This window comes from Flavobacterium frigidarium DSM 17623 (assembly GCF_000425505.1).
Taxonomy (GTDB): domain Bacteria; phylum Bacteroidota; class Bacteroidia; order Flavobacteriales; family Flavobacteriaceae; genus Flavobacterium; species Flavobacterium frigidarium.
The window spans coordinates 301,475-319,601 of record NZ_AUDO01000001.1 but is presented as its reverse complement, the minus strand read 5'-3'; the positions used below and the strand labels follow the sequence as shown (position 1 = coordinate 319,601).

General features: G+C 34.3%; 16 protein-coding genes and 1 pseudogene. 6 read left to right on the top strand and 11 right to left on the bottom strand.

Going from position 1 to position 18,127, the window contains the following annotated elements; all coding sequences use genetic code 11:
- Positions 1 to 37: 37 nt before the first annotated feature.
- Complete coding sequence (locus H603_RS0101515) at positions 38 to 550, bottom strand: VOC family protein (RefSeq protein ID WP_026706926.1); 513 nt, start codon at positions 548 to 550, stop codon at positions 38 to 40.
- 112 nt (positions 551 to 662) lie between these two features.
- On the opposite strand from H603_RS0101515, the gene H603_RS0101510 reads away from it, so the two are divergent.
- Both H603_RS0101510 and H603_RS16250 read left to right on the top strand, forming a co-directional pair.
- Positions 663 to 992: a winged helix-turn-helix transcriptional regulator gene (locus tag H603_RS0101510; RefSeq protein ID WP_026706925.1), complete on the top strand. Its 330-nt coding sequence runs from the start codon at positions 663 to 665 to the stop codon at positions 990 to 992.
- Between the two features lie 104 nt (positions 993 to 1,096).
- The gene (locus tag H603_RS16250; protein WP_051219089.1) at positions 1,097 to 1,705 is read left to right on the top strand and encodes a Crp/Fnr family transcriptional regulator; all 609 of its coding nucleotides are present in this window, start codon (positions 1,097 to 1,099) and stop codon (positions 1,703 to 1,705) included.
- Between the two features lies 1 nt (position 1,706).
- Here the strand turns inward: H603_RS16250 and H603_RS0101500 are convergent, their stop codons facing one another.
- Positions 1,707 to 3,065 carry an alkaline phosphatase family protein gene (locus H603_RS0101500; RefSeq protein ID WP_026706924.1) on the bottom strand — a complete coding sequence of 453 codons (1,359 nt, stop codon included), beginning with the start codon at positions 3,063 to 3,065 and terminating at the stop codon, positions 1,707 to 1,709.
- A gap of 26 nt (positions 3,066 to 3,091) precedes the next feature.
- Positions 3,092 to 6,253, bottom strand: coding sequence for a TonB-dependent receptor (locus H603_RS0101495; RefSeq protein ID WP_026706923.1), 3,162 nt, complete (start codon positions 6,251 to 6,253; stop codon positions 3,092 to 3,094).
- A 222-nt stretch (positions 6,254 to 6,475) separates the two neighbouring features.
- Here H603_RS0101495 and H603_RS16245 point away from each other — a divergent pair.
- Positions 6,476 to 6,682 (top strand): annotated as a pseudogene (locus H603_RS16245) (winged helix-turn-helix transcriptional regulator); the annotation flags it as partial.
- A gap of 5 nt (positions 6,683 to 6,687) precedes the next feature.
- Here H603_RS16245 and H603_RS0101485 read toward each other — a convergent pair.
- The 8 genes from H603_RS0101485 to htpG form a co-directional block, all read right to left on the bottom strand.
- Positions 6,688 to 7,854 carry a DUF748 domain-containing protein gene (locus H603_RS0101485; protein ID WP_026706922.1) on the bottom strand — a complete coding sequence of 389 codons (1,167 nt, stop codon included), beginning with the start codon at positions 7,852 to 7,854 and terminating at the stop codon, positions 6,688 to 6,690.
- Between the two features lie 398 nt (positions 7,855 to 8,252).
- Positions 8,253 to 8,903: a peroxiredoxin-like family protein gene (locus tag H603_RS0101480; protein ID WP_026706921.1), complete on the bottom strand. Its 651-nt coding sequence runs from the start codon at positions 8,901 to 8,903 to the stop codon at positions 8,253 to 8,255.
- A gap of 29 nt (positions 8,904 to 8,932) precedes the next feature.
- Positions 8,933 to 9,847 (bottom strand): hypothetical protein, encoded by a 915-nt coding sequence (locus H603_RS0101475; RefSeq protein ID WP_035675123.1) that lies wholly within the window; start codon positions 9,845 to 9,847, stop codon positions 8,933 to 8,935.
- Between the two features lie 162 nt (positions 9,848 to 10,009).
- Entirely contained in the window at positions 10,010 to 10,981 is a 972-nt protein-coding gene (locus H603_RS16240; RefSeq protein WP_035675121.1) for an alpha/beta fold hydrolase, read from the bottom strand.
- Between the two features lie 193 nt (positions 10,982 to 11,174).
- On the bottom strand, positions 11,175 to 11,921 hold the full coding sequence (locus tag H603_RS0101465; RefSeq protein ID WP_026706919.1) for an SDR family NAD(P)-dependent oxidoreductase: 747 nt from the start codon (positions 11,919 to 11,921) through the stop codon (positions 11,175 to 11,177).
- 66 nt (positions 11,922 to 11,987) lie between these two features.
- The gene (locus tag H603_RS0101460; RefSeq protein WP_026706918.1) at positions 11,988 to 12,551 is read right to left on the bottom strand and encodes a TetR/AcrR family transcriptional regulator; all 564 of its coding nucleotides are present in this window, start codon (positions 12,549 to 12,551) and stop codon (positions 11,988 to 11,990) included.
- A 304-nt stretch (positions 12,552 to 12,855) separates the two neighbouring features.
- Positions 12,856 to 13,422, bottom strand: a complete 567-nt coding sequence (locus tag H603_RS17000; RefSeq protein ID WP_051219087.1) for a hypothetical protein — start codon at positions 13,420 to 13,422, stop codon at positions 12,856 to 12,858.
- Between the two features lie 331 nt (positions 13,423 to 13,753).
- Positions 13,754 to 15,640 carry a molecular chaperone HtpG gene (gene htpG, locus H603_RS0101445; protein WP_026706917.1) on the bottom strand — a complete coding sequence of 629 codons (1,887 nt, stop codon included), beginning with the start codon at positions 15,638 to 15,640 and terminating at the stop codon, positions 13,754 to 13,756.
- 180 nt (positions 15,641 to 15,820) lie between these two features.
- Here htpG and H603_RS0101440 point away from each other — a divergent pair, with 180 nt between their 5' ends.
- From H603_RS0101440 to H603_RS0101430, 3 genes are all read left to right on the top strand, one after another.
- Positions 15,821 to 16,297, top strand: coding sequence for a lipocalin family protein (locus H603_RS0101440; RefSeq protein WP_026706916.1), 477 nt, complete (start codon positions 15,821 to 15,823; stop codon positions 16,295 to 16,297).
- Positions 16,298 to 16,315: 18 nt separating this feature from the next.
- Positions 16,316 to 17,011, top strand: coding sequence for an OmpA family protein (locus tag H603_RS0101435; protein ID WP_026706915.1), 696 nt, complete (start codon positions 16,316 to 16,318; stop codon positions 17,009 to 17,011).
- A gap of 143 nt (positions 17,012 to 17,154) precedes the next feature.
- Complete coding sequence (locus H603_RS0101430) at positions 17,155 to 18,099, top strand: ABC transporter ATP-binding protein (RefSeq protein WP_026706914.1); 945 nt, start codon at positions 17,155 to 17,157, stop codon at positions 18,097 to 18,099.
- The last annotated feature ends 28 nt before the right edge of the window (positions 18,100 to 18,127 follow it).

The following is an 18,127-nucleotide window of genomic DNA, read 5'->3' as shown; positions in this document are numbered from 1 at the left end:
AGTTCCGCTAACAATTATAGAACAGCTCTTTAAGTTATTATTTTGCATAAGCACCAGAAGAGTACGTTAACTCATAACTGTGCGTGTACACTTCAAATACAATCCCAAACGGGTCTTCGACATAACACATTTGGTACGGCTTGTCATTAGGATAATACGAGCGAATAGGCATTCTTTGTTTACCGCCGTTGGCAACAATTTTTTCAACTAATGCTTCGATATTTGGATCTTGAATACAAAAGTGGAATAATCCAGTTTGAAATGGATTAAAAGGAACTGCTTCTTTCACGCCATTTGGAAAAGAGAAAAGTTCAACGCCAGTTCCGTCAGATGTCGATAGATGTGCAATTTCGAATGTTTCCCATTCGTCACCAAAAACATCTATGCACATTTGGCCAATAGCAGTTTCTTTTTCTTTAGTTACAGTTGATGGTTCCATGATCACATACCAGCCCATTACCTCTGAGTAGAATTGAACCGCTTTTTTAATATCAGGAACAGTGATTCCAATATGTGAAAAAGATTTTGGATAAGTGTTGTCTGTTGTCATAATGTATTGTTTTAAAATACAAAATTACATTACATTTACATGATCTACAAGAACTTACAAAAAAGTAGGATAGTTACTCAAAGGGGTAATTTGCTAATTTCAAGATACTTATATGAGTAAAATAATCGAAAATAATAGTTGCCCACTTCATTACACAATGAATTTAATAGGAACAAAATGGAAACCGCTCGTTCTTTTTCACTTATTAAATGGCGCATTACGTTCGGGAGTTTTACAGGCCGAGGTAAAGGGTATTTCTAATAAAATGTTTACAGAAACGGTGCGTGAATTAGAAAAGGACGGCCTGATATCTAGAAAAGTTTTCCCAGTCGTTCCACCCAAAGTAGAATATGCGCTTACTGAAAGAGGCCAAACACTGGAAACTATTTTAAGAAGCTTAGATCAATGGGGTTTAAATGATGAGAAAAAGCAGCAAGATTAAAGCTGCTTTCTGATAGTGTTAAGTAATTCGTTTAATTTAAGTTAACATTAATTTAAATAGCATACTATACTGAATTCCTACTTTTAAGCTCAACTATTTTAGATATGGAAATTGCACAAACGAAATTAAAGAAAAACCAATTATTCTCTTTCTACAAAATACTAGAGAAGCGTTACGGTGATGATTTAAAACTTTATGTCTCTGAAATGGTATTTGAAAAGAAAAGTTATGTCTACCAACCTCCGATAATTGATAAGTACCTATATGAGGTGGTTAGGGGTGCTGTCAAACTGGGTGCTTATACTGAGAACGGGGAGGAATATATTTATGATGTATTATCTGCGGGAGAATTCTTTGGTAATTTAGATTATTTAGGAGGCCAGTTTGTTGAATTTTCGAAGGCTATGATAGATGTTGAAATCAGGATATATGATTTAGATTTTTTTAAGAGAGAGATAAAAAATGATCCTGATATTGCCGAATGGTTCTTTGGTTATTTGACGAAAAGATGGTGTATGGCTGAAACGAAATTATTCAAGGTTAATGAGAAATCAATAGAAGCAAAATTAAGTTTTCTGAAAAAACTTTATTCTCAAGATGCTATTGATAATCATGGTGTCTCTTTTAATGTCTATGAGCTATTAACACAAAAAGACAAAGGTGACCTTGTTGGGGCCACCCGTCAAACCATTGCCAGTACATTGAAGAAATAATTTATTTCTTTTCAGTCACAATTCCTGGATATAGAATACCTTCTTTTGTTTGAAAATTCAAATTTAATAGTTTGCTAACCACAGGGGCAATGTCTTCTAGGCCCATTTTATCAATCTTTTTGCCTTTTGAAATACCTGCTCCAAAAGCTAGAAAACCTGTTTCTATTTGTTGAAAATCTGGAAAGTACCCGTGCGTCCCTCCCTTTTTAGGGCTTAAAATAGCACCGTTACTATTTGATGACATCGAAACTCCAGGAATTGGATTCAGTGCTAAGGCAGCACTTGGATCAGCACCAATTTTATCAAGCTCCGCTCTTTCGACCACTCTGAATAACTTTTTGATGCTATTTGGTAAGAGCTCTATTTTTCGCTGAACCATCTTTAAGGTTTCTATATCATTCTTATCCTTTAGAATTAAAAAAGCTGATGCTCCTGAAGTATGAAAAGCTGCTTTCCAATTCCCACGGTCTTCTTTATCTTCCATTAGTCCTAGCTCTACTAACCAAATATTTGGATTAATTGCGGAGTGAATATCGACAAAGCCATGATCACCTGTAATTATAAAAGTGGTTTTATCTTCGATCCCAGCTCTTTTAGATGCTTCCATAATCTTTCCGATAGCTCGATCTACAGCCGCAATAGAAGTATATACTTTTTCACCTTCCTTTCCTTGTTCATGTTGAAAATGATCTACTGCAAATAGGTGTATCGAAATAAAATTTGGTTTGTATTTTTCCAAAGTATACGCAGCCATTTCTCCAATTCGATCTTCTCGATTAAGGTAATCTCCGTTAAAAGTACTTTTGTTTAATTTTCCAAGAACTTCTGTTTCCATCTCTTGTAAAAACCCTTTTGGATTTTCAAAATCTCTCATAGGTTTAATATTTCCGTAATCACCTTCTAAGTACCAATATTCGGGAATATTGTAATCAATGTCCGCTCCAACAGTAACTGGCCAAAGAAAACTTGCAGTTGTTTTCTTATTTTCTTTAACGGCCGTCCATAATGTTTTAGTTTTAATAAGTTCGTATTCCCAAAACCAGCGTCCCGTTTGACCTTTTTCTTCAAACGGATTGTTGTAATAAATTCCATGCTCATTAGGAAATGCTCCAGTTATTAATGTAGTATGAGAAGGGTAAGTTACAGAAGGAAATATTCCGCGTACTCCCTTTGAAGACACACCTTGCTCAACCATTTTCTTCATATTTGGTACAGGCCATTGACTTTCTAGGTAGAACTCAGGTCTGAAACCATCTACTGAAATTAGTATTACGTGTTCCGAAAGGGATTTGTCTTGCGCAAATGTGGAACTCGCCACTGCAAACAAAAATAGGAATGGAAGTATCTGATTTTTTTTCATTTTATTATATAGTTTATTTTATGAAATTAATTGAAGGTGTATCTTAGTCCTAACTGTAATCGCCATGGCGTACCGTTTACTGGCTCACGACCACTTGCTGTTTGCACTGAATAATCATAACTCAACGTATTTTGATTGAAACCAGTTATGCTCATTAGGTTTTGATTTCCATAATTATGTGAAACACCCCATTCTTTATCAAGCATATTTGCAAAATTGAATATGTCCACAGACAGTTCAAACCCATGTTTTTTATTTGATAACTCGAATCTTTTAATCAGGCGTAAGTCAACTACAGTATAAAATGGATTTTTCCCTCCATTTCTCTCGGCAAACCCGCCATAACTTTCCTTCAAGTAGGTTTTAAATCCTTCAGTAGTTTCTGGGTCATTTAATATTTTATTGTAACCATCGATTATCGTCTGTGGTGTACTAGGGTCATTGGGATCATATACATATGCAATGTCATTACTTAAACTAAAATCACCATTTGCACTTGTATTGCTATTAACTTTCAAGGAGTAGCGAGTACCACCTTGCCCCACAACTTTCGCACCTAGTGTGAACCCTTTCCAAGTTGGAGTTGCTCCGTTAATTACTAATTTTGTGTCAAAATGATCATCAGTATATCCATAATTTAAGTTGCGAGGATCTCCCGAAACGGGTAAGAATGTAGAGGTATTTGCAACGCAACAGTTGTAAGAAGAGTTGTCTTGTGATTTATTGAAAGTGATACTAGCGTTAAGGTAACCATCCTTTCCAATTTGAGCAGATCCTTCTAGTACAAGTGCGACTTGATCTAAAATCCCATCAGAAGTTAACAATAAAGTACGGCCCACTTCATTTGAAATTCTTGAATTCGTCCAATCGGTTTGTCCTTTGCCATTAATTGTATTTGCAGGAACAAAAACTTCCCTACCTTCATTAGTAATAAAATAAGGTTGATTTACAAGGTTTGCTTCCTGGTAAACATAATTGTTTTTAGTGTGACTAATTAAAGCATTAAATCCTAGACTATATCGATCACCAAAAAAGTGAGTGTAGCTTAAATTTGCCTTATAGGTAGTAGGGACTTCAAAATTTTCACCTACTGCGTTTATAGTTGAAAAAGGAGTGACTCCCTCTGGTACACCAGGAACAGTATTAGGATCATTGCGGTAAGATAAAAAGTCAGGTTTTGGTACATTCGTTCCGGTAACATCAATTGCTCCTAATAACGTACCACTGTTTTGAATATTATTAACTTGTGCATAATAGTGTGGTTGTGCTGAGAAGATACCTCCACCTAATTTAATTATATTTTTGTTAGCGCTACCAATGTTGTAAGTTAATTGGGCTCTAGGTTGAATATTATTGTAGTCGCTTAATTTTTCATCTGTTCTAATGCCTAATTGCTCATCTACTACAGGATTGTATTCTCCGTTTTCTAAGAATTTTGTAGCATCCCAACGCACTCCAGCAGTAAAGTTTATATCTTCAGTGATATCTACATCCATTTGAGCAAATAGCGATAAGTCTAAAACCGTTTGTTTTACTATAGGTAAACCTTTTAAAGGTACTTCTCTTGCGTATCTAAAAGCACTTTGATTTTCAAATTCATCTAATGAACTGAAATAAAAGCGACCATTTTGTTCATTTGATAATAGTGTTTCTAATCTTGTAATCATATTATCAGTACCAAAAGTAAAATCTACCTTATCGGTATTAATGAAGGTTGTGTTAATAAATTGTACTTGGTTTTCAACATTAGTTTCTGGAGTATAGCGTTGTCCTCCTAATTGTACGCTCTTAGTATTTTTATTGCCGTTCGGTAAGTCAGACGTTATTTGTACAATTGCTCTTGGGATATTTGACTGAGGTAATTGAGTATTTGGAGTGTAAGCTCTTTCGGCATGCTGGTATTGAATTTTAAATTCATTAGTAATTGCATCGCTAAACATAGAGCGTAGAGAAAGCATAGTGCTATTCTCAAAGGAACTAAAGTTTGAATATGTTTCAGCCATGTTAATATTGGAATTATCACCAACACTAAAAGGATTGTCCCACTTGTTATATAAGTTACGTACTGTTAACTTATGCTTGTCATTAATTTGCCAATCTAGTCGCACAAATAAGTTGTTTGCTTCAGTTTTGCGATTGAATTGTCCGGTTTGTTGTTTGTCGCTTAATCCATATAGGTTTCGGCCAATATTTACAAAGCGATCCAAATTGGCTTGCGTAATGCCTAGACGGTTTTCATCATCTGTACTTTGTATATCTGCAATATTAACTGGTTCTCCCGCATCTTGTCTTTCGTAAACTGCAAAAAAGTGAAGTTTGTCTTTAATGATCGGTCCTCCTAAGCTTAGCCCCGATTGTGAAGTATAAAAATCGGAGTTTCTTTTTTGACCTTCAATATTGTATTTGCTCTGAAAATTATCTGCCCGATGGTAAAAAAAAGCACTACCCGAAAGATTATTTGTTCCCGACTTAGTTACTGCCGTTATTGATCCTCCACCTTGTCTACCTTGTGTTACATCATAATCATTTGTCGAAACTTCAAATTCTCTAATAGCCTCTTGAGAAATGGTGTAAGGACCACTACCTATATCGCCCGCTGTTAATTGGTTTCTTGCATTAGTACCATCTATAGTAACATGTGTAGATGTACCTCTTTGACCGCTCAAGTTGTAACTTCCGCCTCCTTGCAATGGTGACAGACTCGTTAATCCAGTAAAATCTCGACCTTCGGTTGCTAGCTTGTTGATTTGCGTTGCGCCGATTTTTGTGGAAGCTCCTATTTGATCTATACGTTTACTTAGACCATTACTTGATATTATAACTTCATCCAAGCTATTTAATGATTCTTGTAAAATAAAATCAATAGTTACAGCATCACTAAGATTTAAATATAGTTTTTCTCTAATGGATTCTGAAAATCCAGTAAATCTTGCACTAACACTATATGGTCCTCCTAATGGTAATTGAGATAATTTAAAATCACCGTTATCATTTGTAGATGTGGTTAGTGTGAATCCTGTTGAAGCATCTTTTAAAGTTATTGTTGCTCCCATTAAAGGCATGCTGAATTCGTCTTTGACGGTCCCTTTTATCGTTGCATTTGTAGCTTGTGCAAATGACTGATGACTTATTCCTACTAGTATTAGTAATAAAGTGGAAAAGAAATAATTTAATTGTCTTTGTCTCATTATCTGTTTTTTTTGGTCAAAAATAGAGTAGGAGACATGTGGCTAAATGTTTGTTTTTAACATTTTACAGTTCGTTAACAAATGATTTAACATTAATTAATATCGGTTATAACCATCTAAAGTGGCAGATTTAAAATTCACGAATACTTTCATTCAATAAAGTTAGTTTACTTCTAAAGAAGGTTAAGATTATTTGGAGGTAATTTGTAATTATATAGTTCTCAAGCCGAAATAAAAGGCATTTCTAATAAAATGTTTACAGAGACGGTGCGAGAATTAGAAAAAGACAACCTCATTTCTAGAAAAGTTTTTCCGGTCGTTCCACCCAAAGTAGAATATGCGCTCACTAAAAGAGGCCAATCACTAGAAACTATTTTAAGAAGCTTAGATCAATGGGGATTAAATGATGAGCAAAAGCAGCAAGATTAAAGCTGCTATTTCTGCTCTCTTCTTTCAGCACGCTTTTCTTTTCTTTCTTCGCGTCTTTCTTTTCTAATTTCTTTTTTGTCCTTAGGTGAATTTGCATCAATGAAGGCATCTTTAAACGAAATATCATCATCAGTTTCACTTTTGAATCCTTTAATCCAACCATTTTCTATAATGCTAATAAATGTTTCCCAAGAACTGGTCTTTACTTCTTTTAAGTCTCCTTCAATAGGGATTTTAAGTGCTAGTGTATCTGTCTTTTGATTTTTTAAAACAAATTTGAAAAAGCCAACAAAGCCTTCCCAGATAGTTTCTAGAATTCCATCTTCTTTACCTATAAGTTTACTATTAGTCAATAACGGTTTAATATATCCTTTTAAATATCCATCTGCAATGGCTATTTCGCTAAATAATTCAAATTTTCCTTTGTCAAAATCAATCCCCACATAATGATTTGTGAGATCATTTAAAGCTGTAGCATTTGCTGATTTTAGTGAAAGAGATAGATCCATATCAGGTATTTCCTTAATCAAGTTGATGTTCCCATCGATTGCTAAATTTCCATTTCCAAAAGAAGTACCTGTCGCCTTAATCGGGGACGGCAATGTTTTGGTTGTACTCACAACATTGCGCAGGTTATCGGCAGTCATTTCTAAATTAGTAATTTGTAAGTCAATGTTAGGGTCAGCTTGTAACTCAACAAAAGCTAATTTTCCTTTATGAATTTCGAAGTGGTTAATATCGATAGGAACAATGTCAGTCAAAGCTTTTGTCCAATCATCGACATCTGCATCTGAAGATTTTTGTTTCTGGTCTTCAAATACGTAGATGACTTCAGGGTTTGTCATGATAATCTCACTCACAATCTTTCCTTTTAGAATGGATTTCCATTCGATTGAAATATCATTTTGCGGAAAGTTTAAAAATTTAACCTGAGTCTTTGCTGTTCCTTTATTGAGATACATTTCCTTAATAACATAGGCACCTCTGTAAAGATCAATGTCAATATCCTCCACGTGCCCGTAATAACCAGGAATATTAGCTAAGGTTTTATTGATTTGGTTTTTTACAAGAGTAGGTAAATAGATCCTGAAAGCGATTAATAAAAGGATAATGGCTGCTATGATTTGGTATTTCTTTTGTCTATAAAATGGTCTCGATGTTCTCGTGGTCATGGTATTTAATTTTTAGTAAAAGTATTTTATAAAGCATTTCAATACGTTATAGCTTATTTTTTTAATCTTACATAATTAAAAACTAAAGAGGTATTCATCTTTTCGGATCGCAGGCTGGATTTTCTGAGAGTGTATAACTGTCAAATGAAAAGTTACGTAATGGCTGTAATTGAGTAGTAATTATTGAAAAACCGCCTATTCTCTCTAGCCCCGATAGCAGTGAAAATCCTTTTTATTTCTTTTTCGAAATAAAAAGATTGAAACGAATAGCGGGAGTAATCGTTCTTAAAAAAAACAATTCTTGCTGCTCCAAAAAAAATCCTGCAAAGTGTTGTTTTACAGGATTTGGATTAACTATTACGTTTATTAACAGTAGTATATTTTAAGAGCACGACTTTTTAAACCAGTTTTTTAAGCGCTTCAACAATTTCTTCAGGTTCAGAACGCGTTCTATAATCAACGTTAACATAATTCCAAGCAATGATGCCGTCAGTCCCTATAATGAAAGTGGCGGGAATAGGCAAAACGCTGCCGTTGCCATTGTTGATTTTTTCTAAATCTAAGTTGCGATCCACGCGCATGTGATCTAATAAAAATTCGGGAACCTCCCAAGCAACACCGTATTGCGAAGCCACCTTTGCATTTTGATCTGACAAAACGGTAAAAGTCATTTCGCTTATCTCGCTTTTTGTCAAAGAACCATCAGGAACTTGCGGACTTATGGCAACAAGTGTCGCACCTAGCTTTTCAATTTCTTCTAATTTTGCTTGCAACGCTCTCAATTGTAAATTACAATACGGACACCAATCACCGCGGTAGAAAGTGACAACAACGGGACCTTTTCCGATTAAATTTTTCAATGATACTAATTTCCCCTCTTGATTGGGTAACTCAAAAGCAATGGCTTGTTGCCCTACTTTTAGAGCGTTTGCTCCTTCCTGAAATGCTTTTGCATTGTTAATAGCTTTATCTACACCATTCATGAATTCACGGTTCGCTTGGCGGCCTGCTTCAATTTTTGCGTCGGTTTGTTCTTTTAATGTTTTCATAGGTAGGTTGTAAGTGTTTGTAGGCCTATTTATTTTTGTAATTCTAATTCTTCTCTTTTAGCTTCGTCTGAAGTCTTTTTTTGATTCCAATACGGTTCGTTGATGCTCTTTTTTAAAGTAGCTTTTGTAATCAATCCGTCACCATCATCCTCTGTCCAAGATTGTATTTTGTATGGGAAAGCTTTTTGGACATCAATCGTTACTTTTCGATCGTATTTAGCATACTGAATAGTGTATTTGATAACATCTTCTGATTCGGTTTTGCTAATCGTTGCCTTTGTAGCTTCTAGTTTTTTGTAAAAAAAGCGGCTATATACGGTAGAAAAAATTATGTCTACTTCGCCTAGGGGAAGCTGTGCTTTGTTGATTCGTAAACGCGTCATTAATTCTTCTTCAAGTAGCGCAACAGGAATGTCTTTCTCAGTATCACCATCGACCTCAAAATAAGAGAATTGCTTCATGTGATAGTTGTTTTCGCCAAGATTAAATTGAGTAAAAGTATGACCACACCACTCTTGAATGCTCGTATTTGACTTTAAAGTATGCGGGTGATGATCTAAATCAACGGGCGTAAAGGTAGAGCTCACAATAGAATAATCATAAATACCAGTGGTAAATTTTCTAACTTGATTTAGTTTCATTACTGATATATTGTCTTTTCCTGCTTTTTCGGGATCGTCTAATTTAACCTGCTTTTTTATCGAAAATGGTTCAGTCACAAAGACAAGTACTACTTCGCCATTACGAATTTCGCCATAGCGAGATTGCTCCAGTTTGTAACTACTTAATTCTGCTTTTCCAGAATACCAATACTCATTAAATTCTTTGGTCAACGGAGCACTGCTTTTAATACTGTCTAAGTCTTTAGATAATTTTTTATCTGATTGACAACTAATTAATGTAATAATGCTAATGCAGGATAACGCTTTTAGAAATGTATTCATAAGATTGTTTTTTATTGAGATAATTTTAGTGATAAAAGCAGCGCTGATGTAGGAATTTACAAGATACACAAACTAAATTAAAACAGTTGTGATAGTGGAGAAGAGCAGCCTTTTTTTTGAGTATAATTAATCACTTTTCGGAATTGCTTATTTCGGAATATATTATTTTATGTCGTGTTTGTCTAAAAACTCTAAGATAAATTGTGCGATTTCTCGAGTCTTTTCTTCGGCAGCAAAATGTCCAGCGTCAAGCAAATGTAATTCAGCATTAGGTAAGTCTTGTAAATATGCTTCGGCTCCTTTATAATTGAATTTTAAATCTTTTTTACCCCAAACGATTAAGGCTTTTGGTTGGTTTTCTCTGAGCATTCTTTGCCAATCAGGATATCGAATTAGGTTGGAGTTGTAATCTTGAAATAATTGTACTTGGATTTCTCTGTCTTTTTCTGTGGTTAAAAATGCCAAATCATGTGTCCATGCATCCGGACTTTGAGTATTAAAATTGGTACTGTCTAAATCAAACAAATATTGCTTATTGATAATAGCATCTTTACTAGTTAAACTATAAATAAAGTCGTGTTCTGTTTTAGACGTGTCTGACTGAGCTGTTTTAAAAAAAGCTTGTCTTTCGGGAGTCAATCCATCTAAATACGCATTGGCATTTTGAATAATTAAAGCATCAATTCTTGTGGGATCATGCATCATCATGCGATAACCTACAGGCGCTCCAAAGTCTTGCATATATATCACATAATTTTTGATTTGGAGTGTGTTAATTAATTTCTGAGTGTAATCAGCTAAAAGATCAAAAGTATATTTTGTGTTGCTGGGGTCTAAATGTGTACTGTAACCTGAACCCAAATTATCAGTTGCGATTACGTGATAGCGCTTGGCTAACATTGGGATGAGGTTTCTGTACGAATGTGAAGAGGAGGGATAACCGTGTAGCAATACAATTGTTGGTTTATTTCTATCGCCAGCTTCTCTGTAAAATAATTTGACGCTATCCATTGCTACATAATTATAACTAGTAGCGGGAGGGAGGTAAAACTGACTTTCGGTTTGTTTTAATTTCGAGGAACAACTTGCCAAAAAGCTTGTTACTACCAACATTAGAAATACGTTTTTCATCATTATTTTTTAAGGTTATTCATGAAGTTTCTAATTTTTTCAATGATGAGGTCGCAGTATTATTTCATGGTGCAATATCTTATTACTTTTATAGTAGACATTGATGATATGCTTTTTTACTACTTGTACATTGTTATAAAGAAAAAAAGCCATAGCGATTTTAGAATTACGCTATGGCTTTTTAAATACTTATGATTTAATTTCTTCCTGCCATTACACCACCATCAGTATCCCAGATTGCCCCGGTTACCCAAGAAGCTTTGTCTGAAAGTAAGAACAATATGCTCTCTGCAATCTCGCTTGCTTCTCCAACTCTTCCTATGGGATGGAATGCGTTGAAACCAGCTAATGCTTCTTCAGCTTCAGCTTTACCGCCAAAAACGCCATGATAAACTGGCGTATTTACTAGCGCTGGAGAAACTGCATTTACACGAATATTAAAATCAGCTAATTCCATAGCTAAATGTTGTGTTAGCGAATGCAATCCAGCTTTTTGCATCGAGTAAGCAGAAGAAGGGGTAGCCTTAATCGCTTGTTTTGCCCACATAGAACCTACGTTTACAATAGATCCTCCTTGAGTTGCTTTCATTTTTTTTGCTACACTTTGAGTGATAAAAAAGAAACCTCTATTTAAATCTTGGTACGAGTTATAATCTTCTAAGGTGTGATCTAGGAAAGGTTTTGGTCCAAATATCCCTGAAGCATTTACTAAATAATCTAAGTTTTCTAAAGCATCAATCTTACTGATTAACGCGGCTACATCATCAGTGTTAGATATGTTTGCTGTGTGTTTGATTAAGTTAGGTGCATCAGCTACTTTATCTACATTTCTTCCTACGACATGTACCGTTGCTCCCGCATTAAGTAATGCAGCCGTTGTTGCTGCGCCAATTCCGCTTGTTCCACCTATTACTAAAGCTACTTTGTTTTCTAAATTTTCCATTGTTATTGATTTATGATTATTGTAATTAAAGACAGACAAGTCTGTCTTTTTTGAGTTAAATTTTTTTTATTTGAGAATTAGTTCACACAAGCTCTTGCCTTCCTGAATAGGCCAATCTTTTTGATGCAAATGACTTTCTCCAACAGCGCTTTCGTAGATTAGATATATTTTTCTAGAGAGGGAATTAGTCTCTTCCTCAGTCATTTTTTTTAAATTACTAGTTACAAGCTGAGAGATAAGGGTAATAAAATCGTTTTTTTGAGTTTGGATTTCGCTACGGATAAGTTCGTTGTCTTTTGGAATTTCTGAAACCGTTTTGATACACCAGCAACCATTAAAATCCTTGTCTTGATAAAATAACTCTAGAAAGTCAAAAATTGCTAAGATTTGTTCTTGCCCTTTAGGTTTAGCAGTTGTAAATTTTTCTATGTCTCCTAAAAAGCTACTATTTTTATGCTTTAAATAGGCCAAGCAAATTTCTTCTTTGGATTTAAAATGATTGTAGAGCGTAGCTTTTGCAATACCTGCTTCGGCTATGATTTCGTTTATTCCTGTAGTGTTATAACCATTCTTGTAAAATAAGAAAGAGGCTGTCTCTATGATTGTATTTTTTACTTCGGAATGTTTCATGGGGCAAAGATATTCAAATATTTGTAAAAACAGACAAGTCTGTCTGTTTTTTGGCTTAGTGGTTTTATCCTCTTAAATAATTCGGATTTATCGTCTTTAATTAAAAAAAGCCTCCTGAGTTTTCGAAATTTGATCTGTATCTTTATTATGGTTTGATCCTTGAAATTTTAGTTTTAAGATCATGTTTTTGAACGAAAATTCATGAGGCATATATACTGACTTTATTTGTGCTTACATATTGAAAATTGCAAGCATCATAACTATTTCGAAGTTTGTAAATAATATAATTTTAAATTTATCAGCTCTACATACTCCCTACAATTTCACTCTTTTCAAAATTCATAGAATAAATAACTTGCCACAGTTCGCCAGTTATTTTATCTATAAGTAAAAATTTACTGCTATATTTTGTAGGATAGAGTGAAAATCTACTCTCTACAAATCTTTTAGTTTCTATCAGTGAAGATTTATTTAAAGGTGAAATCTTATTTTTTTTAGACCTAGTATCCCAGTTTACTTGCCATATTTTTCCATTTATTTGATCTAGGAGAAAGAAGTGATTTTCATTTGTAGTTGGAATAAGTGTAAACCTGTTGTCAATACTACTTTCTGATTCTGCTAGAGATAGCATACTTAATGGAGTCTCTAACTGATGAGTTTTCTTTTGATCAAATTTGATTTGCCACATTTGTCCTGTTCGTGTGTTTAATTTGATCATGTAATCTAAATATGTTGTTGGTATGACTTTATATGTTTTAATATAATTGTCATTTAGTTCTAACAAACATTCTTGATTTTTCTCAATATTATCTTGCGCAAAAAGATTCATGTTTAAAAATATTGTAAGTGCTAATATTACATGGTTTTTCATTTCGAATAAGTTTTAATGTAATAGTAAAGTTACAAGTTAAAGTAATGCGCAAAAGCTTTTCTATCAATAATTAAAAGTTTAGTTTTTTTTAAATTTTGAAGTCAAATGGCTTTATGGCTGTCCTGTTTTTTAAAGCATTTGATTACAACTAATAAATTTGTTTTACTTTTTATGGCGTTCAGCGTACTTCTTTGAGTTAGAATCACCATAAAATGGTAAAGCGGTATATGAGAAAGTTGGATTAAGGCTTTTCTGTGAACAATGTAAATTGCGTTTAAATAAAAAAAGCTGCCCATTGATGGACAGCTTTTAATGTAGCGTGATGCTAGTATTATTTTATCATTTCAAAACTACGTTTCACAAAAGCAGTTAAAGCTTCTCCTTTAAGTAGGTTTTGAGACAATTTTGCTAAATCAAGTGCTTGTTTTACTAAATGCTCTTGGCTTGGCTTGTCTGTAGTGTTTAAAATGGTTGATGCTAATGGCGAGTTGGTATTTACCACAAGGTTATACATCTCTGGCATGTTACCCATCCCAAACATTCCGCCACCACCAGTTTGGCTCATTTCTTTCATTCTACGCATGAATTCTGGTTGCGTGATAATGAAAGGCGCCGCTTGACTGTCCATAGCTTCCAATTGAACCGTATAGGTTTGTTTTGGTACAATAGTTTCTAAAACTGTTTTTAATCCTGTTTGCTCTTCATCAGATAATTTCGAAATCGTAGTTTCGTCTTTCTTAATCAAGTTATCAATGTGGTCAGAATCTACACGTACAAAAGTGATGTCGCTATTGTCTCCTTCAATTTTTTGAATCAAGTGCGAGATAATAGGTGAGTCAAGTAACAATACTTCGTATCCTTTTTCTTGAGCCGTTTCGATGTAAGAGTGTTGTGCCTCTTTGTTTCCAGCGTATAAAACAACTAGTTTACCGTCTTTGTTAGTTTGCTTTTCTTTTAAGTTTTCTTTTAATTCTTCAAGCGTGAAATATTTGTTGTCTACAGTTGGGTATAAAACAAATGCACCAGCTTTTTCATAGAATTTATCTTCAGAAAGCATTCCATACTCTAGAACGATTTTAATGTCATTCCATTTTGCTTCAAAGTCAGCACGGTTTTCAGTAAATAATGATTTCAGTTTATCAGCTACTTTACGAGTGATGTAGTTCGAAATTTTCTTTACCGCACCATCTGCTTGCAATCCTGAACGAGAAACATTCAAAGGAATATCTGGCGAATCAACTACTCCACGTAGCATCATCAAGAATTCAGGTACAATTCCCTCTACGTTATCAGTAACGTAAACTTGGTTTTGGTACAACTGAATTTTATCTTTTTGAATTTGTAAATCACCACTTAATTTAGGGAAGTACAAAATACCTGTAAGATTAAAAGGATAATCTACATTTAAATGAATGTGAAATAAAGGCTCTTCAAATTGCATAGGATACAATTCATGGTAGAACGCTTTATAATCTTCGTCATTTAAATCAGTAGGTTGTTTTGTCCATGCTGGATTAGGATTGTTGATGAAGTTGTCTGTTTCAACAGTTTCTGCAACGTAATCCTCAGGAGCATCTTCAGGTTTAGGAAGAGTTTCAATGTTGGTTCCAAATTTAATTGGAATAGGCATGAACTTATTGTACTTGTTTAAAAGTTCTTTGATTTTTGACTCTTCAAGAAATTCTAATGAATCCTCAGCGATGTGCAAGATTATTTCTGTTCCACGAGTCGTTTTGTCAGCTGGTTCTAGAGAGAACTCTGGGCTACCATCACAAATCCAGTGTGCCGCTGGCTCGTCTTTGTATGATTTTGTAATGATCTCCACCTTTGATGCTACCATAAAAGCAGAGTAGAATCCAAGACCAAAATGACCTATAATTCCAGAATCTTTTGCTGTGTCTTTGTATTTTTCTAAAAATTCTTCGGCACCAGAAAAAGCCAATTGATTAATGTATTTTTCAACTTCATCAGATGTCATTCCGATACCTTGATCAATTAGGTGTAATTTTTTACCTTCTTTATCAATTTTTACTTCGATAATTGGGTTGCCATATTCTACTTTGGCTTCGCCAATATTTGTTAGATGTTTTAATTTTAAAGTTGCATCTGTCCCATTAGAAATCAATTCACGTAAAAAAATCTCGTGATCGCTATAAAGGAACTTTTTGATTAATGGGAAGATGTTTTCTACCGATACATTAATTTTTCCTGTTGTCATATTTAAATTTATTAGGGTTTTACAATCTGCTATAATTCTTTCAAATAGGGTACCAATAGAAGCAGATGTGACAAATTGTCGTAAATGTTAATTTTGCAACAATTAAAATCAATTTTGATACACACAGCAAGGCATTGCATTGTATCTTTGTAACAGTTAAATAATAAAAAAGAAACCAAAATGAAAAAACTAATTTTTTTAGCGGCAGTAGCAGTAATGCTTTTCTCGTGCAAGTCTGCATCAGTTGCCAATACACAATTAAATAGAGATTCTCAAGTCGCTGTAAAAGGGGAATGGACAATTACATCTGTTAATTATCCGGGATCAGAAGTTATAAAAGTAAACTCTTTCCAAATTGCTGATTCAAAATGTTTTGTAGGTAGTACTTGGAAATTTATTTCGAACAATAATAAAGGGGAAATGGCTTTAACTAGCTACGACTGTCCAGCCTTTAGTTCACCTATTACATGGTACATTAATAAAGAAGGACAATTTATCTTGAAAGTACTTGATGCTGGTGAAAAAGCAAAAAAAGTAAGAGATGGTTATATTTTAAACGTAGCTAATCAAACAGAAACTTCTTTTCAGTTAGTTGATAAAATCAACGTAGGTGGTAAAATGACTGATGTAGTATACCAATTTCAAAAATCAAACTAATAAAATAAAAATCAAATTATGAAAAAGATATCTATACTTTCATTGTCACTAGTTATGGCTATGGGATCAATGTTTACAAGTTGTGAAGCAGTAAAAAATACAAACAATACACAAAGAGGCGCTGGAATAGGTGCTGCTGGTGGTGCTGTTTTAGGAGCAATCTTAGGTAACAACCTAGGAAAAGGAGGTAATGGTGCTGTAGGTGCTGTACTTGGTGGTGTTGTAGGTGGAGTTGCCGGTGGTGTTATTGGTAACAAAATGGACAAACAAGCAAGACAAATCGATGAGGCTATTCCAGGTGCTGAGGTTGAAAGAGTAGGAGAAGGAATCAAACTTGTATTGAATGAAAATGCAGTACGTTTTGATACTAGTAAATCTACTTTGACTGCTGCTGCAAAAGCAAATCTTGATAAATTGATTCCTGTTTTTCAGGAGTATGCAGAAACTAATATCACTATCTTTGGATATACTGATAGTACAGGTCCAGCAGATTTTAACTTGAAACTTTCAGGTGAAAGAGCGGCTTCAGTGCGTAATTATTTAATTTCTAAAGGATTAAATACAGGAAGATTTACTGTAACAGGTATGGGAATTGCTGATCCAATTGCTTCTAACGAAACTACTAGTGGTAGAGCTGAAAATCGTCGTGTTGAGTTTGCTATTACTGCAAACGAAAAAATGTTACAAGAAGCGCAACAAGAAGCAGGACAATAATCAACGTTCTTGTTTTTTACAACATATAAAAAGTCGTTTCATTCTAAATGAAGCGACTTTTTTTTATTTTAATTAGTATTTACTTTCAACTTTTTCTATGAAAGAAATCTATCTTTGTACTCTCAAAATTTCATATTATACAAATGCTTCAAGTTCAAAATATCTCTTTTGGTTACGATGAAAAACCGGTTTTAAAAAGTATAAATTTCTCTGTTGAGAAAGGGCAAAACGTGGCCATCATTGGCGAAAGCGGATGCGGAAAAAGTACCTTACTAAAATTAATTTATGGTTTGTATGATCTTGATGAGGGCGCAATAGCATGGGGAACCCGAAAAATCACCGGACCTAAATTCAATCTTGTTCCTGGAATGCCATTTATAAAATACTTAGCTCAGGATTTTGATCTAATGCCATACACGACTGTTGCCGAAAATGTAGGTAAGTTTTTATCGAATACGGTAAGCAGCAACAAGCAGGCTCGTGTACAGCAATTGCTTGAAATGGTCGAAATGACCGAATTTGCTCATGTTCAAGCCAAATATTTAAGCGGTGGTCAGCAACAGCGTGTAGCACTTGCTAGAGTATTAGCACAAGAGCCCGAGATATTGTTACTAGACGAACCTTTTAGTCACATTGACAATTTTAGAAAAAATGCGCTAAGACGTAATTTGTTTGCTTATTTAAAAGGGCAAGGAATTACTTGTATGGTCGCAACGCACGATAGCACAGATGCACTTTCGTATTCTGATGAAACAATTGTGCTACAAAAGGGCGTGCTAATCGATAAAGCAAATTCTTATAGCTTGTATAACAACCCCATTAATAAGTATGTTGCTTCAATGTTTGGAGAAGTAAACGAACTCTACTTATCAGAATTAGTGCCTCTTGAAGAAGAGGATAAGGTTTTGCTTTTGTATCCTAACCAATTAAAAGTTGTTGATAATGGTTTACTAAAAGCTGTTGTAAAGCAGTCGTACTTTAAAGGCGGTTATTATTTAGTCAAGGCGGTATACGACCGTCGGGTGTTGTTTTTTGAACATGATAGCCCGCTATCAGTAAATGAAACAGTCACTTTAATGATGTCATAAAAAAAAAGCCTCAAATTTATTTGAGGCT

Bases quoted from the DNA above. Each gene is read 5' to 3' on its own strand.
- H603_RS0101515 (WP_026706926.1), bottom strand. From the start codon at position 550: ATGACAACAGACAACACTTATCCAAAATCTTTTTCACATATTGGAATC.
- H603_RS0101510 (WP_026706925.1), top strand. From the start codon at position 663: ATGAGTAAAATAATCGAAAATAATAGTTGCCCACTTCATTACACAATG.
- H603_RS16250 (WP_051219089.1), top strand. From the start codon at position 1,097: ATGGAAATTGCACAAACGAAATTAAAGAAAAACCAATTATTCTCTTTC.
- H603_RS0101500 (WP_026706924.1), bottom strand. From the start codon at position 3,065: ATGAAAAAAAATCAGATACTTCCATTCCTATTTTTGTTTGCAGTGGCG.
- H603_RS0101495 (WP_026706923.1), bottom strand. From the start codon at position 6,253: ATGAGACAAAGACAATTAAATTATTTCTTTTCCACTTTATTACTAATA.
- H603_RS0101485 (WP_026706922.1), bottom strand. From the start codon at position 7,854: ATGACCACGAGAACATCGAGACCATTTTATAGACAAAAGAAATACCAA.
- H603_RS0101480 (WP_026706921.1), bottom strand. From the start codon at position 8,903: ATGAAAACATTAAAAGAACAAACCGACGCAAAAATTGAAGCAGGCCGC.
- H603_RS0101475 (WP_035675123.1), bottom strand. From the start codon at position 9,847: ATGAATACATTTCTAAAAGCGTTATCCTGCATTAGCATTATTACATTA.
- H603_RS16240 (WP_035675121.1), bottom strand. From the start codon at position 10,981: ATGATGAAAAACGTATTTCTAATGTTGGTAGTAACAAGCTTTTTGGCA.
- H603_RS0101465 (WP_026706919.1), bottom strand. From the start codon at position 11,921: ATGGAAAATTTAGAAAACAAAGTAGCTTTAGTAATAGGTGGAACAAGC.
- H603_RS0101460 (WP_026706918.1), bottom strand. From the start codon at position 12,551: ATGAAACATTCCGAAGTAAAAAATACAATCATAGAGACAGCCTCTTTC.
- H603_RS17000 (WP_051219087.1), bottom strand. From the start codon at position 13,422: ATGAAAAACCATGTAATATTAGCACTTACAATATTTTTAAACATGAAT.
- htpG (WP_026706917.1), bottom strand. From the start codon at position 15,640: ATGACAACAGGAAAAATTAATGTATCGGTAGAAAACATCTTCCCATTA.
- H603_RS0101440 (WP_026706916.1), top strand. From the start codon at position 15,821: ATGAAAAAACTAATTTTTTTAGCGGCAGTAGCAGTAATGCTTTTCTCG.
- H603_RS0101435 (WP_026706915.1), top strand. From the start codon at position 16,316: ATGAAAAAGATATCTATACTTTCATTGTCACTAGTTATGGCTATGGGA.
- H603_RS0101430 (WP_026706914.1), top strand. From the start codon at position 17,155: ATGCTTCAAGTTCAAAATATCTCTTTTGGTTACGATGAAAAACCGGTT.